Genomic DNA, 14,411 nt, shown 5'->3' with positions numbered 1-14,411 from the left:
ACATATATCCAGTTATGGGCGGATATATTTGCACGAATGCATTAATTTACGCTGATTACCGGGTAAACGTGCATTTTATGAAATTATTAGATCGTGTTGCATTAAAAATAAAATTTTTACATTACAGTGAAAATACAGAATTAACTTACATTTATTGGATAAAGAAATATATTGTTTTTCATGGCAAAAGACACCCACAAGAAATGGGAAAAGTAGAGATTGAAATATTTCTAAGCCATTTAGCCAAAGAAAGAAATGTTTCAGCAGCAACTCAAAATCAAGCCTTGTAGGATGGGCTCCGCCCATCAGAGATGTTTGACAAGTCTTTAAACTCATTGGTGGGCAGAGCCCACCCTACTTGAGTTCACAATTGGCTTAATGGCATTTATATGCTCTTAAACCCACAAATAAATAAACCAAAAACGGCAACCAATTGCGCGCCAATACAAGCCCAGTAAAGTAAAGGTGTGTCATGTTTACTGACATCGCACCAAAGCCACCAATCAATCAGAAATATGGTGTCTGTTTCGTCATTGGCATAATCCCTGTAAGTGATGAAGAGTAAGACTGCCGCTAAGCTGAAATATATCATTTAAACCTCCTGTATATAGATAATTATCATAGGGCTGACAGTTCGAATTGTCATGTGTCGATGGTCATTTTTCCAATTGATAGCATGTTCACTTGATTTAAATCATTCACTCTCGCTCCGACGTGAGAACACGGAAAGAACGTGCCAGGATGAGCTACGCCCATCAGAGGTATATAACAAGTCTTTAAACTAATTGGTGGGCAAAGCCCACCTGATTTGATTTTTTTGTTAGAAGTTCTCACTACCAACATGCTCTATCGCCTTAAACGTATCATTAATTACTTCGGCCAGTGTTTGATTTAAAGCAACAACTTCTGCTTCATCTTCTATTTCGTATTCAGTAATAAATAGCTCCTCCACCTCGCATGTAGGCGCGTACTTCAAATATAGCTTTTCAATAACAGTCTGATCGCCAGACTCGATTAACTTTATTGAATGACGCGCTTCACTGGCCCAATGTGAAAAGCCACGAGAATCAAAGTAACCTGCTGCAGAGTCAAGAGCACAAATAAGTTTTCCTATATTTTTCATTATTTACGAGTAACGCCAAGCTAAAGCGCGCCACTTTTTGGCGTCGCCTTTGAGCTTTTTGTTAAGTGCCATTGTTTAATATGAACAAAGCTTGCTATAGCTGCACTGGCACAATATACAGCCATAGATATTAAAGCTAAGTATGCCGGCCATAAAAGACTTTTAGACCAAATAAATATCCAAAAACCTGAATAGACTGCTGCGCACCCTGCCGAAACTTGCAGCAAGCTTACAAAAACACTATTGCCATACCTTAAAGCAAGAACAGAAAATATTAATGGCAATGACCACGATAGAACTGGAATTATTGATTCTTCGTTTAATTCTTGACCGTATACATAAATATCGAAAGTTGGCGGCTCACCTTTATAACCTTCTTCGACAGCTTTACTACATTTTGCTATTGGCAAAAATATACAGCATAAGAGGATTACCGAAGAAATCAGTTTTAGTTTCGAGAGTATCTTCATTCACTCTAGCACTTAACAATTTATTATTAACACATTAATGCCTGATACCATCTGATTTTCCTGTTATTAATGCACGTTATTTGAAGCAATTTATTATAAGTCATTGATTTTTCAGACGGTAGGACTTTATTGTGTGCATCAATAACAGGGCATTTTCGGATATACGGGCACGAATGCATTGATATCCGCAAATCCTTAATATTTATGCATTTATATAACCATTCATCTGCACGATGGGCTCAGTCCGCCTTGCGCCCTTGGACATAAATCAGCCATGAAAACACGATCTCTATGCCGCCACCGATAAAAGCACCAGCGATGAATGACAATGAAAAGATGGTCAGCATAAAACCCGCCAGCATCAGTAAGCCACCCAACAACCAATAGATCTTTAAGCCATAAATGCTCTGAAACGTCAGGTACCTGGCACCGATGATCAACAGCATAATGGGAAAAAACAGCAGACTGTTGTATTGGGCCACCACAAAAGCAATGAACAAGCCGGCGAATAAAATACCCAATCCCTCAAACGCCAGGTGGCGCAGGTCATTGTTTGGGTCATGTTTACCGCTGCGTTTGAGCAGCTTGGAGAGCAGTACAGATAAGGGGAAAATCATCATCCCACCAAAAAACAAGGCGAGCATGCTGGCTTTTTCTGAGATCAATAAGCCAACAACTCCAGCCAATGTCCAAATCAGACCCGAAGCCAAAGCACCGGTTGCACCGCTGGCATAGGCGCTGCGCATGTCTTGTTGTGATTGTTGGTGGTTCATAAATTAATTGCTCTCACTTTACTTGCTTGAATCCCCAGCATGCGCTGGTGTCCATTGTCATTGCCAAAATTCGAATAAAGAATGTAGGATGGGCTCCGCCAATCAAAAATGTATGACAAGTCTTCAAACTAATTGGTGGGCAGAGCCCACCCTACTTGACTTAATTATCACTGTCATCCTTTTTCCGCTCGCCCAACAGCTTAAACCAGAAATACAATTCGGCCAACACGGCCAAACCGAATAGCACAAAGGTACCGGTCTTGAAACCAGCGGTGTAAAGGGCCAAGGCTAAAATCGCTGTGGCGATGAGAATCAGGGTTCTTTGACTCATTGTTTTCCACCAAAAGGCATGATTATACCTTAAGGGCTGTCAAGATTTTCAAGGTGCATGCCTGTTTATCGACTTAACCGATTGGGCTGCGGCACAGGCCTACAATCTTTCTGACTTTACCCACATAATCATCACGCTTTTTGGTTACAATGATGGGTTTGATTATCGCCTAACAAATGAAATCTATTTCACTCAGAGGGGTGAGAACCCACAACCTCAAAGACATTAACATTGACCTGCCAAGAGACCAATTCATCGTCATCACTGGCCTGTCTGGTTCAGGTAAGTCATCCTTGGCTTTTGATACCATTTACGCTGAGGGCCAGCGCCGCTATGTAGAGTCTTTATCGGCTTATGCCAGGCAGTTTCTGTCAATGATGGACAAGCCTGACTTGGATCATATTGAGGGTTTGTCACCAGCGATTTCAATCGAACAAAAATCCACCTCACACAACCCACGTTCAACGGTCGGCACCATCACCGAAATTTATGATTACCTGCGCTTGTTGTATGCACGCATCGGCACGCCACGTTGTCCAGACCACCACATTTCACTGGAAGCGCAAGAAGTATCAGAGATGGTCGATAAGGTATTGGCTTTGGAAGAAGGCCGGAAGCTGATGTTATTGGCACCGGTGGTGCGTAACCGCAAAGGCGAGCACCTGTTGTTACTGGAACAACTGCGTGGTTCTGGTTTTGTGCGGGTGCGCATAGATGCAAAAATTTACAACATCGATGACCTGCCGAAGCTGAACCCAAAACAAAAACACAGCATCGAGGCGGTGGTGGACCGATTCAAAGTCAAAGCCGGCATCACCCAGCGCTTGGCTGAATCATTTGAGACTGCATTGGCCTTATCTGAGGGCTTGGCACAAGTGGTATCCTTTGACGAGAGTGAGGATGAGGAGCCCATTGAACTACTGTTCAGTTCGCTGTTTTCCTGTCCAGTGTGTAATTATTCTTTGAGTGAACTGGAACCACGTTTGTTCTCCTTTAATTCACCCAATGGTGCTTGTTCTGAGTGTGACGGCTTGGGCATGAGTCAGTATTTTGATCCTGAGCGCATCATCATGAATGAAGATTTATCCATGGCTGATGGCGCTGTGCGTGGCTGGGACAAACGCAATGGTTGGTATTTTCAACTGCTACAAGCGGTGGCCAAAGCCTACAAATTTGATGTCAACACACCTTTAAAAGAACTACCGCAAAAGACCAAAGACGTGTTGTTTTTCGGCAGCGGTGATAAAAACATCAAGTTCACTTATTACAGTGACAAAGGGCAATACGAGCGCAACCACCCGTTTGAGGGCATCGCCAACAACATGAAAAGGCGCTACCAAGAAACCGAATCATCCATGGTGCGTGAGGAACTGAACAAATACATCAGCAAGAAACCTTGTCCTTCCTGCGAAGGTCAACGACTGAACCGAGCGGCGCGAAATGTATTTATCAATGACGTACCACTGCCACAAATCAATGCCATGTCAATTGCCGGTGCTTTGGATCATTTTGAAAGCCTTCAGCTCGAAGGCCAAAAGGCCCAAATCGCGGAAAAAATCATCAAAGAAATCCGTGAACGATTGAGCTTTTTGGTCAACGTGGGGTTGAACTACTTAACGGTGGACCGCAAAGCCGATTCACTCTCGGGGGGTGAAGCACAGCGCATTCGCTTGGCTTCGCAAATTGGTGCTGGTTTGGTCGGTGTGATGTACGTGCTAGATGAGCCTTCCATCGGCCTCCACCAAAGGGACAATGAAAAACTATTAAAAACCTTGGTTAACCTGAAAAACTTAGGCAACACCGTGATTGTGGTTGAACACGATGAAGATGCAGTGCGCATGGCCGATCATGTGGTCGATATAGGACCCGGCGCTGGTGTACATGGCGGTTACATCGTGGCAGAGGGCACACCCCAAGAGATCTGTGACAACCCAGATTCAATCACTGGTCAGTACCTGACGGGCGCTTTGAAAATTGAAGTGCCAAAAAAACGCCACCCAGTTGATAAGAAAAAGTTATTTAAACTCAAAGGCGCTTCGGGTAATAACCTGAAAAATGTCAACGTAGAAATCCCAGCCGGCTTACTGACTTGTATCACCGGTGTTTCCGGTTCTGGTAAATCCACTTTGATCAATGAGACCGTTTATAAGGTGCTGGCGAATCATTTGAACCGCGCCTCACATCAGGCCCAACCATTCGACAAGTTTGAAAACATCGATTTGTTCGATAAAGTGGTGGATATTGATCAAAAACCCATCGGCCGCACGCCCCGTTCAAACCCTGCCACTTATACCCAGTTGTTTGGACCGATTCGAGATTTGTTCTCTAACACCCCTGAAGCCAGAACCCGTGGTTATAAACCCGGTCGATTCAGCTTCAATGTCAAAGGCGGTCGCTGTGAAGCCTGTCAAGGTGATGGTGTGATCAAAGTAGAAATGCACTTTCTGCCTGATGTTTATGTGACTTGTGACACCTGTAAAGGCAAACGCTACAACCGCGAGACTTTGGACATCCAATACAAGGGCAAAAACATCTATGAAGTGTTGAACATGACGGTTGAAGATGCGCTGCCATTTTTCTCTGCCATCCCAACCATCGCCACAAAATTACAAACACTGCTGGATGTGGGCTTGAGTTACATCACCTTGGGCCAAAATGCCACCACCCTCTCTGGTGGCGAAGCGCAAAGGGTTAAACTGGCCAAAGAACTGTCCAAACGTGATACCGGCAAAACCGTTTACATCCTGGATGAACCAACCACTGGTTTGCATTTTGCTGACATCAAACAACTGCTTAAAGTGCTGCATCGCTTGCGTGACAACGGCAACACCATTATGGTGATTGAGCACAACCTGGATGTGATCAAAACGGCCGATTGGATCATTGATCTGGGGCCAGAAGGTGGTAACGGTGGCGGTAAAATCATCGCCACGGGCACGCCTGAGAAAATAGCCAAACACAAAACCTCACACACCGGCGCTTTTCTCAAAGGCATGCTGTGAGCCCCTTGAGTATTTTGCTGTGATATGATTTGTTCGATTTAACACGAATTAGATAGATGCAGCCACTGAGTGATGAATTCCTGGCGCAATGCCCGGTAGAAGATAATTTCCGCATGCGGGGTGTAGAAATGACCCGCATCGAGGTGTTTGTTGATGCGGCTTTTGCTTTTGCCGTGACCATGTTGGTGATTTCGATTGACCAGATTCCCAGCAGCGTGCCAGAGTTACTAGACATCTCAAAACTGATCCCAGGTTTTGTGCTCAGTGTGATGCAAATTATTTTTATTTGGCACGCGCACAACAAATGGAGCCGTAAATTTGGTTTGGACGATGGCATAACGGTGCTGTTATCAGCGACCTTAGTGGTGGTGGTTCTGATCTTTATATATCCCTTGAAAATGATGTTTCAAGGCCTGTTTTCATGGCTGACTGATGGTTATTTACCCAGTGAGTTCTCTCTCCAAACCTTCGATGAACTGCGCTGGCTGTTTCAGTACTTTGCCGCGGGTTTCTTTATGATTGGTTTTATCTTCATGGGTTTTTACGCCCATGCCATCAGACGCAAGGCACCACTCAAGTTATCAGCTGAGGAAACTTTCAGTGCAAAAACCGAATTGTTCATGCGCTTGGACATCATGCTGGTTTGTGTGTTGGCCTTCCTGTTACCTGGCTGGGTGGCTGATGAACACGTGCCTTATACTGGATTCACCTATGCACTGCTGGGCCCAACCAGTTTTTTGATTTATCATTGGCGTGATAAAAAGTGGCAGCAGCTTAAAAGTGATACACCCTGAATATTTGGTACTTTAGATACATGCAATTTCGTTGAACTTGCGACATAATATTTAATAGTTAATCAGCACAGAACCTATGAATAAATTTAAAACCTTACTGTTATCAACAGCTTTAATGACTGGCCAAGTGATGGTGAATCAAAACCCTGAGCCAGTGCTGTTTGGTACAGTGACTCTGACCAATGGCGAAACCAAAACCGGCACCTTACGCTGGGATAAGCAAGAAGCTTTTCTCAGTGACATCTTTAATGGTTACAAATCCCAAACTGTCGGCTTTGAACATTTATCTGAAGATGAAAAGGACGCCCTGCTTGACCACCAACCCGGCCCCCAAGCCAACATTGGAGATTTACAAATCACTTTTAAATCGTTTTTTGGTAAAGAAATTGACCCACCCGAATTTTCGGTTAATTTTGGCGCCATAAAGCGCATTGATATTGATGGCAGTGAAGTGGTTTTATCGCTGCACGATGGCAGCACCATCAGCACCGATGATAACAACAACGATACCAGTGATGACATTCTGGTCAAAACCACCGAAGGCGAGACCAGCACGCATGACTTTGATGACATAAAGCACATTGTTTTTAGCGCTGCACCAGATGATGCCAAAACATTCGGTGATGGCATCTACGGCACAGTGGAGTCAAGCATTGGTACCTTCGCCGGTCGCATCATGTGGGACAAAGACGAACGAATGACCGACGAAGAATTAGACGGTAACGCCGATAACAAAGAATATGAAATCAAATTTGCTGACATCAAGGTCATTGAAAAAACTGCTCAAGGTGATGCCTCTCGAGTGGTTTTAAAAGATGGTGAAGAATTAGTTATTGACGGCACCAATGATGTCAACCGTGGCAACCGTGGCATTTGGATAGACAACCCAGAATTGGGTCGTGTTGAGGTCAGCTGGCGCCAATTCGAGAAACTAACCATCGGCCCAGTTGACGTCAAGTGGCATGAGTTTGCTGATTACGCCCAAGCCAGCCAACCGCTGTCTGGAAGGGTACAATTGAAAGACGGTACAAACATCACGGCCCAAGCAATCACTTATGATATGAACCAACAATCTGGTGCAGAAATATTGGAGTCTGAGATTGGCGGCAACACCCGATTGATTCCTTTTTATAACGTCAACAAGTTATCGAAAAATGAAAATAATTTAGTTGAGTTGGTGCTAGATTCTGGGGTCAAAACCTTGGCCTTGAACCACAACAGCGTGACCTTCAATAACAATGGCCTGTTATTGTTGAGTAACAACCAATACAAATATTACCCTTGGGAGCAGATTCAAACAATTGAGTTAGACTGATGCCAACAACAGTTATTGGCTGACCAACTTATAACCAACACCGCGTACTGTTTGTACCCATTTTTCCTTGTTGTGCTTTTTCAAAGCTTTACGCAAGCGCAGGATGTGTACATCCACCGTGCGGTCTTCAACAAAAGTGTTGCGACCCCAAATGTGATTTAAGATGTGTTCTCTGGCCAATAACTTGTTGGGATTTTGCAGAAACAGTTTAAGCAACTTGAATTCAGTCAGACTTAAACTCAAGTTTTCTCCATCAATGGTAATCTCGTGGGCATCAGCATCCATCACGATGCCTTTGTATTCAATTTGATGACTGGCTTCAAAACCATGTGAACGGCGCAAATGCGCCCTGATCCGCGCCATCAACTCAAGCATCGAGGCTGGCTTCGTCAGGTAATCATCCGCACCGCGCTCCAATCCCTTGACCTTATCAGACTCCTCAGCCCGCGCAGTCAACATGATGATGGGCACCTCTCTGATCACTTCATCGCGTCTGATCATATCAATCAAATCTATGCCACTCATGTCAGGCAAACCCCAATCAATGACAATTAAATCAGGGTTGACCTGGTTCAACTGTTCCAAAGCTTCATGCCCAGATGCTGCTTTGAACGTGTCAAAGCCTTCTCGACGCAATGAGAATGCCATCATTTCTCTGATGGCCATGTCATCTTCCACAATCAGTATGTTGTTTTGCATAGAAGCGGATTTTTCTGGTAAAGTCGCCATGATAGTCAATCATTATGACAGAATAGTGACATTTCTGTCACATTTTAGTGTTGAAGATTTTGCCCTTTTGAAATAATTTATGGATTTGATTGGGCATCCGGTATATGCTAAAAATTCACCCATAGCTAACCACCCAGCATGAGTTCTCAAGAATCAGCCATCAACCAAGGTGCCATTGGTACTGAGGCCGCAAAAGCACAATTTGGACCACCCCAATTTGATGATCCAGCAGCTGAACAAACATTCATAAAAACCCGTTTGGCTGCGGCATTCAGGTTATTTGCCTATTATGGTTTTGACGACGGCTTGGCCGGTCACATCACAGCCAGAGACAGCTTGGATCCTGAAACCTTTTGGGTTAACCCATTGGGCATTCATTTCGCGCAGCTCAAAGCCAGTGATCTGGTGCGCATGAATCACGCAGGAGAGATCGTTGAAGGACAAGCCTTGGTTAACACCGCTGCGTTTATGATTCATGCTGCCATTCACCAAGCCAAACCTGAAATCAACGCCGTGGCCCATGCGCATTCAAAATACGGCAAAGCCTGGTCAACCCAAGGCCGCCTGTTAGAACCACTGACCCAAGATGCCTGTTTGTTTTACCAGGCACACAGTGTGTTTTCACATTTTTCTGGCGTGGTACATGAACAATCAGAAGGCCAGGCCATTGTGGCTGCCATGAACCCTGATGACGTTGCGGTCATTCTGCAGAACCATGGTTTGTTAACCGTCGGCAAAGACGTTGACAGTGCGGTTTCATTATTTGTGCAGTTAGAGCGAGCATGCGAGAACCAACTGTTGGTTGAACAACTCCCAAACAAACAGCTGATACCTGAACAAGTGGCAAAAAAAACCCGTGAGTTCATTGGTTCAAATTTGGTGGTTTGGGGCAGTTTCCAACCTTTGTACCAAATGATAGAAATGCTTGATGATTCTTTCAAAGCCTAATTAATCCATGGAAAACAGCTATTTAACGGACATCTTACTGCCGGTTTCATTATTCATCATCATGCTGGGCATGGGCATGTCGCTGGTGCCAAATGATTTCAAACAAGTGGTCCGCTACCCCAAAGCAATGATTCTGGGGTTATTTGGCCAAATCATTATGCTGCCATTGATGGCTTTGGCCTTGATCAGCCTACTCAATGTGTCGCCAATGGTGGCTGTGGGGGTCATGATCATTGCTGCTTGCCCCGGTGGTACCAGTTCAAACTTAATCAGTCACCTGGCGCGCGGCGACACGGCCTTATCAATCAGCCTCACCGCCTGTAGCAGTCTGCTCACGGTGATCACCATTCCACTGATCATCAGCTTAAGCCTAGAACATTTCCTCTCCACCGAGACTGTGATCCAACTGCCAGTGCTTAAAACCATCATCACCCTGATTGTAATTACCTTGTTACCGGTGAGTTTGGGTATGCTGATCAGGCATAAACTACCACAGTTTGCGATACGGCAAGAACGTAAGGTTAATGCCTTTTCCGGGTTGTTTCTGGCTTTTTTAGTGGTCGCCATCATCATTCAACAATCAACTGCGGTCAAGGCCGGTTTGATTGATACAGGTTTGACTGTATTCACTTTGAACTTGGTGAGCATGTTCAGTGGTTACTTGGTCAGCAAAGTAGCTGGCTTAAACAGCCAACAAGCCACCACCATCACTGTTGAAATTGGTATCCAAAACGGCACCCTAGCGATTTTAATTGCGACCACGATCCTACACCAAGCTGACCTGGCCATACCCGCGGCGATTTATTCCTTGGCGATGTTTTTCAGTGGCGGGGTACTGATCGGACTGAGAAAATACAGCAACAAACCATGACACTCGAATTTGACCAACTATTTCCCACCATCAACCCCATCAAGGCACAAGGCAAGCTCAAGGTTGAGCCGCAAGACTTCATGGTTACCGAGCACCATGACATGTCTTTTACTGGTGCAGGAGAACACCTGTGGTTTAAAGTAGAAAAGCGCAATTGCAACACCGCTTGGGTGGCGACCCAACTGGCCAGTGCCTGCAAAGTACCGGCTCGACAAGTCGGCTTTGCCGGGCTGAAAGACCGCCATGCCATCACCCAACAATGGTTCAGTGTCCAACTGCCCAAAATCAAAGCAATCGATGACATCACAGCCAAACTAGCGACTGGCATCGAAATCCTTGAACATCATTATCATCAGAGCAAAATCAAACGGGGCCAGTTATCTTTCAATGCATTCAAAATTTTGATTCGAGACATCAGCGGTGACCGGGCTCAGATTGAAAAGAACATCACCGCCATTCAACAATCAGGCGTTCCTAACTATTTTGGCCCCCAAAGGTTTGGTCATCACATGGGCAACATCCAACAAGCAGAAGATTGGTTTGAAGAACGCATCAGAGTCAACAACCGCAACAAAAGAGGCATCCTGATTTCAGCTGCTCGCAGTCACCTGTTTAATCTGATGGTAGCAGTCAGAATCAAACAAGGCATTTGGGATCGAAGCATTGATGGTGACATCATGCAACTGGATGGCAGTCATTCATGGTTCCCTGCATCAGCGGCCTCGACAACTGAAATTAACGACAGATTGGCTGCACTCGATATCCATATCAGCGCCGCATTATGGGGCGAAGATGCCGTGCAGAGCAGCGGTGAATGCGCAGCACTGGAACAACAAATTGCGCAGCAGCACCCAAGTTTTCTTAAGGGCTTTGCAGCCCACCGGGTCAAACAAGACCGCAGATCAGTGCGCGTGGTGCCGCAGCATTTTTCGCACCAATGGCAAGATGATGCTTTGCGCTTGAGTTTTAACTTGAAACCTGGTGCTTATGCCACCGGCGTGATCAGAGAGGTTTTAAAATGCCACGATCATGCCACGCAAGCTAAACCGCAGTAAACCGCACTTGCGCATGGGTTTTATTGCCGATATGCGATTTGAATTGCAACACACCCTGTTCACTGTCAGCGACAATTTTAACTGCTGAGGGCAAAAAAACTGGGCGCATGAAAGCAATGTTCATCGAGACCACTGGATTGCCAAAGTTCATTTCGATGAATTCTTGAGCACAAGCGGCAAGGCACATGCCATGTAGTATAGGTCGTTTAAAGCCAAATAATTTGGCGCTGAATCGATACAAATGAATGGGGTTAAAATCGCCAGAAACACGGGCATATTTGATGCCCATATTGGCTTTGTATTGTTGTGTTGCGCTGATTTTATCAACGCTTGGCATGTTGTGATTAGCACTGGATTTGGCTTTGACACCTACACCACCTCCATTCAAACCTTGGGCTTTGATCAAATATTCACTCATGCAACAAACCAATAACTGACCTTGCTGCAAAAAATCCACTTTAAAAGTCAACCTGATGTTGTTGCGCTGGTCAATTTCACTGCCGATGACAGAGACATCAAGGTCCAGTGGTAGATCACTTTCAGGCGTTTGATAACAGCTGATTTCGTTGCTGCAGTGCACCATACCAAGTACCGGATAAGGGTAGTTTTTCTGGGTGCAAACATGCAAATGAGCACGCTGTGCCAATAAATAGTAGTAATTCAGTGGCACTTCGGCCAACAGACCATTGAACATGTGTTTGTATTTTTGTAACCTAGCCGCATCAACAGTTGCTTTATAGTGCTGCGAGACGGCGGTTGCGCCTTGCCAGAACTCACTGGGAGTTTGGCGCCTGAGGGTCTTTAAGCTGTGCCTCAGTAACTGACCAATGGGTGGCAGCTTCTGTCTCGTTATGACTGGTTTCAACCTTTGCCTTTGGTACGGGTGCGATGTGGTTTGGCTGTTTTTGCAATGAATTCAATGATCAGTCCTGCAACATCTTTGCCTGTGGCTTTTTCAATACCCTCTAGACCGGGGGATGAATTAACTTCCATCACCACTGGGCCACGGTTAGAACGCAAAATATCAACGCCGGCGACATTCAAGCCCATGATTTGTGCCGCTTTAACCGCAGTTTTGCGTTCATCTGGCGTCAATTTGACTAACGTGGCTGAGCCGCCACGGTGTAAATTAGAACGAAATTCGCCTTCTGCACCCTGGCGTTTCATGGCTGCCACCACTTTATTACCGATCACAAAACAACGGATGTCAGCACCACCGGCTTCTTTGATGAATTCTTGTACCATGATATTGGCGTTCAGTCCTAAAAAAGCTTCAATCACCGATTCGGCCGCCTTTCTGGTCTCAGCCAAGACCACACCAATACCCTGTGTGCCTTCCAACAACTTTATTACCAATGGCGCGCCACCAACCATTTTTATCAAATCTTGGATGTCATCGGGTGAATTGGCAAAACCAGTAACCGGCATGCCGATGCCCTTTCTGGATAGTAATTGCAATGAACGCAACTTGTCTCTGGAACGGGAGATGGCCACACTTTCATTGACCGGATAAACGCCCATCATTTCCAGCTGGCGTAAAACCGCAGTACCGTAGAAAGTCACAGACGCACCAATTCTTGGAATCACCGCATCATACAAGGGCAAATCCTCACCGCGGTAGTGTAAGGTTGGGTTACTGGATGAAATGTTCATATAACACCGCAAATGATCAAGCACCCGCACTTCATGGCCCCGGTCGGTGGCCGCTTCAACCAAACGTCTGGTCGAATACAGTTTGGAGTTTCTTGATAATATAGCTATTTTCATTGTTTTTTTCTCGGTTTTTGTTTGGTTGTCAGGTGTGATTCGGAGGGAATAACAGCCATGTCTTTCATCGCTTGTCTGCCCAATAACATCCTGAATTTCATGGTGTCTCTGAATGACAAGGTCAATTCAATGGTACGTTCCACGCCTCCTATGACAAACTGGGTTTCTACTACCACACGTTCGCTTTGGTGGCCGTTAGAGCTGGTCACAGTCCTTTGGTCTTTGACTGGTAGTTCACAAATCACAATGGTGTCATCATCATCTTGGTAGGGGGCCAAATGAACACGAACCCAATGTTGTTGGCCTTTTTTAAACAGTCGATGTTTTACCGCATGGATGGCGCTGGTTTTAGCGCCAGTGTCAATTTTGACATGAATGCGATCGATTCCCAATGCTGGCAGTGCTGCATATTCCTTCCAGCCCACTTTTAATATTTTTTGTTTCATCTTAATTTGAGTTTACACTGTTACAAATTTTATACCATGCCTTTTCAGGTAAATCGAGTAACAACTCATGTCCACCAACAAAAGCATCGAACCACAGGTTTTGATTGAGTTGCCAAGCACTGGCAGCAAACAAATTCAAATCATTTTGTGCGGCAGGGAAATGACTGTCAGATTGCCCCACTGAAATGAACACGGGTAATTGACGGCTGGCAGCACTTGGTGGGTAGCCGGCACTGATGGCATAACCCAAATGGGCGCCACTGACGGCGTAGGCAGCAAAATAATCGGCATTATTTAAAGCAATGGCATGCGCCACAAAACCACCGGCAGAAAATCCCCAGATGTATTTGCGGCTGGTTTCAATGTTATAGCGAGCATCGACGTCATTGATGATGTCAACCAAACGCGCTGCATCGGTGTTCGGAATCCACCCACCAGAGGCACCGGTGGCTGCCTGAGCCACCACAATGAAATTATTTTGCTCAGCGGCAGCTTGCCAGAAATCACGCATGTCTGCGGCGGCGAAGCCTGCATTACCAGCACCGGCTGCCCCATGCCAAACCACCAAAAGAGGCATGGCTTGGTTTACTTGGTAACCGCTGGGTACATAATAATAGTAGGTATTGTTGCTGTTTATGGTGCGACTGCCTGCACCCGGATAAACACCACCTGTTCCATTTGAAGGAACTGAGCGGCTGTCTATGCCATTGGTGAAAATAACTTCTGGGCATTGATTCAGACTGGGCACACTGGCCAGGACTGGGGTTAAAAGCCCAAGCATGAACCA

16 protein-coding genes and 1 pseudogene are annotated in these 14,411 nt (G+C 45.4%); 7 read left to right on the top strand and 10 right to left on the bottom strand.

The features are described 5' to 3' along the window. Nucleotides 1-290: phage integrase N-terminal SAM-like domain-containing protein (locus QNI24_RS09885; RefSeq protein ID WP_283708694.1), on the top strand; the 290-nt coding region annotated here is incomplete at its 5' end. Between the two features lie 95 nt (nt 291-385). Here QNI24_RS09885 and QNI24_RS09880 read toward each other — a convergent pair. From QNI24_RS09880 to QNI24_RS09860, 5 genes are all read right to left on the bottom strand, one after another. Continuing rightward, a complete protein-coding gene (locus QNI24_RS09880) occupies nt 386-592 on the bottom strand; it encodes a hypothetical protein (RefSeq protein ID WP_267176534.1) in 207 nt (68 codons plus the stop codon). A 228-nt stretch (nt 593-820) separates the two neighbouring features. Continuing rightward, nucleotides 821-1,123 carry a hypothetical protein gene (locus tag QNI24_RS09875; protein ID WP_267176533.1) on the bottom strand — a complete coding sequence of 101 codons (303 nt, stop codon included), beginning with the start codon at nt 1,121-1,123 and terminating at the stop codon, nt 821-823. A 20-nt stretch (nt 1,124-1,143) separates the two neighbouring features. Next, nucleotides 1,144-1,533 carry a hypothetical protein gene (locus QNI24_RS09870; RefSeq protein WP_283708693.1) on the bottom strand — a complete coding sequence of 130 codons (390 nt, stop codon included), beginning with the start codon at nt 1,531-1,533 and terminating at the stop codon, nt 1,144-1,146. A gap of 299 nt (nt 1,534-1,832) precedes the next feature. Next, nucleotides 1,833-2,366: a DUF7010 family protein gene (locus tag QNI24_RS09865; RefSeq protein ID WP_267176531.1), complete on the bottom strand. Its 534-nt coding sequence runs from the start codon at nt 2,364-2,366 to the stop codon at nt 1,833-1,835. 160 nt (nt 2,367-2,526) lie between these two features. After that, nucleotides 2,527-2,697, bottom strand: a complete 171-nt coding sequence (locus QNI24_RS09860; protein ID WP_267176530.1) for a hypothetical protein — start codon at nt 2,695-2,697, stop codon at nt 2,527-2,529. A 176-nt stretch (nt 2,698-2,873) separates the two neighbouring features. Between QNI24_RS09860 and uvrA the strand changes: the two are divergent. From uvrA to QNI24_RS09845, 3 genes and pseudogenes are all read left to right on the top strand, one after another. Beyond that, a pseudogene (uvrA, locus tag QNI24_RS09855) lies at nt 2,874-5,696 on the top strand (excinuclease ABC subunit UvrA); the annotation flags it as partial. 59 nt (nt 5,697-5,755) lie between these two features. Continuing rightward, the gene (locus QNI24_RS09850) at nt 5,756-6,493 is read left to right on the top strand and encodes a TMEM175 family protein (protein WP_267176528.1); all 738 of its coding nucleotides are present in this window, start codon (nt 5,756-5,758) and stop codon (nt 6,491-6,493) included. A 76-nt stretch (nt 6,494-6,569) separates the two neighbouring features. After that, the gene (locus QNI24_RS09845) at nt 6,570-7,808 is read left to right on the top strand and encodes a hypothetical protein (protein WP_267176527.1); all 1,239 of its coding nucleotides are present in this window, start codon (nt 6,570-6,572) and stop codon (nt 7,806-7,808) included. Between the two features lie 12 nt (nt 7,809-7,820). On the opposite strand, the gene QNI24_RS09840 is transcribed toward QNI24_RS09845, so the two are convergent. After that, nucleotides 7,821-8,537, bottom strand: a complete 717-nt coding sequence (locus QNI24_RS09840; protein WP_267176526.1) for a response regulator — start codon at nt 8,535-8,537, stop codon at nt 7,821-7,823. Nucleotides 8,538-8,675: 138 nt separating this feature from the next. Here QNI24_RS09840 and QNI24_RS09835 point away from each other — a divergent pair, with 138 nt between their 5' ends. From QNI24_RS09835 to truD, 3 genes are read left to right on the top strand one after another with little or no spacing between them, the layout of a single operon-like run. After that, nucleotides 8,676-9,485 carry a class II aldolase/adducin family protein gene (locus QNI24_RS09835; RefSeq protein WP_267176525.1) on the top strand — a complete coding sequence of 270 codons (810 nt, stop codon included), beginning with the start codon at nt 8,676-8,678 and terminating at the stop codon, nt 9,483-9,485. 7 nt (nt 9,486-9,492) lie between these two features. After that, a complete protein-coding gene (locus QNI24_RS09830) occupies nt 9,493-10,356 on the top strand; it encodes a bile acid:sodium symporter family protein (RefSeq protein ID WP_267176524.1) in 864 nt (287 codons plus the stop codon). Then, on the top strand, nt 10,353-11,411 hold the full coding sequence (gene truD, locus QNI24_RS09825; protein WP_267176523.1) for a tRNA pseudouridine(13) synthase TruD: 1,059 nt from the start codon (nt 10,353-10,355) through the stop codon (nt 11,409-11,411). Before QNI24_RS09830 ends, truD begins: the two co-directional genes overlap by 4 nt. Here truD and QNI24_RS09820 read toward each other — a convergent pair. The 4 genes from QNI24_RS09820 to QNI24_RS09805 are packed head-to-tail and all read right to left on the bottom strand — an operon-like array spanning nt 11,398 to nt 14,405. Beyond that, on the bottom strand, nt 11,398-12,276 hold the full coding sequence (locus QNI24_RS09820; RefSeq protein ID WP_267176522.1) for a MaoC/PaaZ C-terminal domain-containing protein: 879 nt from the start codon (nt 12,274-12,276) through the stop codon (nt 11,398-11,400). The genes truD and QNI24_RS09820 overlap by 14 nt on opposite strands. Beyond that, the gene (gene rimK, locus QNI24_RS09815; protein WP_267176521.1) at nt 12,273-13,178 is read right to left on the bottom strand and encodes a 30S ribosomal protein S6--L-glutamate ligase; all 906 of its coding nucleotides are present in this window, start codon (nt 13,176-13,178) and stop codon (nt 12,273-12,275) included. Before rimK ends, QNI24_RS09820 begins: the two co-directional genes overlap by 4 nt. Next, nucleotides 13,175-13,624: an ATP-dependent zinc protease family protein gene (locus tag QNI24_RS09810; RefSeq protein WP_267176520.1), complete on the bottom strand. Its 450-nt coding sequence runs from the start codon at nt 13,622-13,624 to the stop codon at nt 13,175-13,177. The genes rimK and QNI24_RS09810 overlap by 4 nt, the downstream gene beginning before the upstream one ends. Nucleotide 13,625: 1 nt before the next feature. Then, complete coding sequence (locus QNI24_RS09805; protein ID WP_267176519.1) at nt 13,626-14,405, bottom strand: CE1 family esterase; 780 nt, start codon at nt 14,403-14,405, stop codon at nt 13,626-13,628. Between the last annotated feature and the right edge of the window lie 6 nt (nt 14,406-14,411).

Source organism: Marinicella marina (genome assembly GCF_030065545.1).
Classification (GTDB): domain Bacteria; phylum Pseudomonadota; class Gammaproteobacteria; order Xanthomonadales; family Marinicellaceae; genus Marinicella; species Marinicella marina.
Note: the sequence above shows the minus strand (reverse complement) of the source record. Positions and strands in the feature narration are given on the sequence as shown.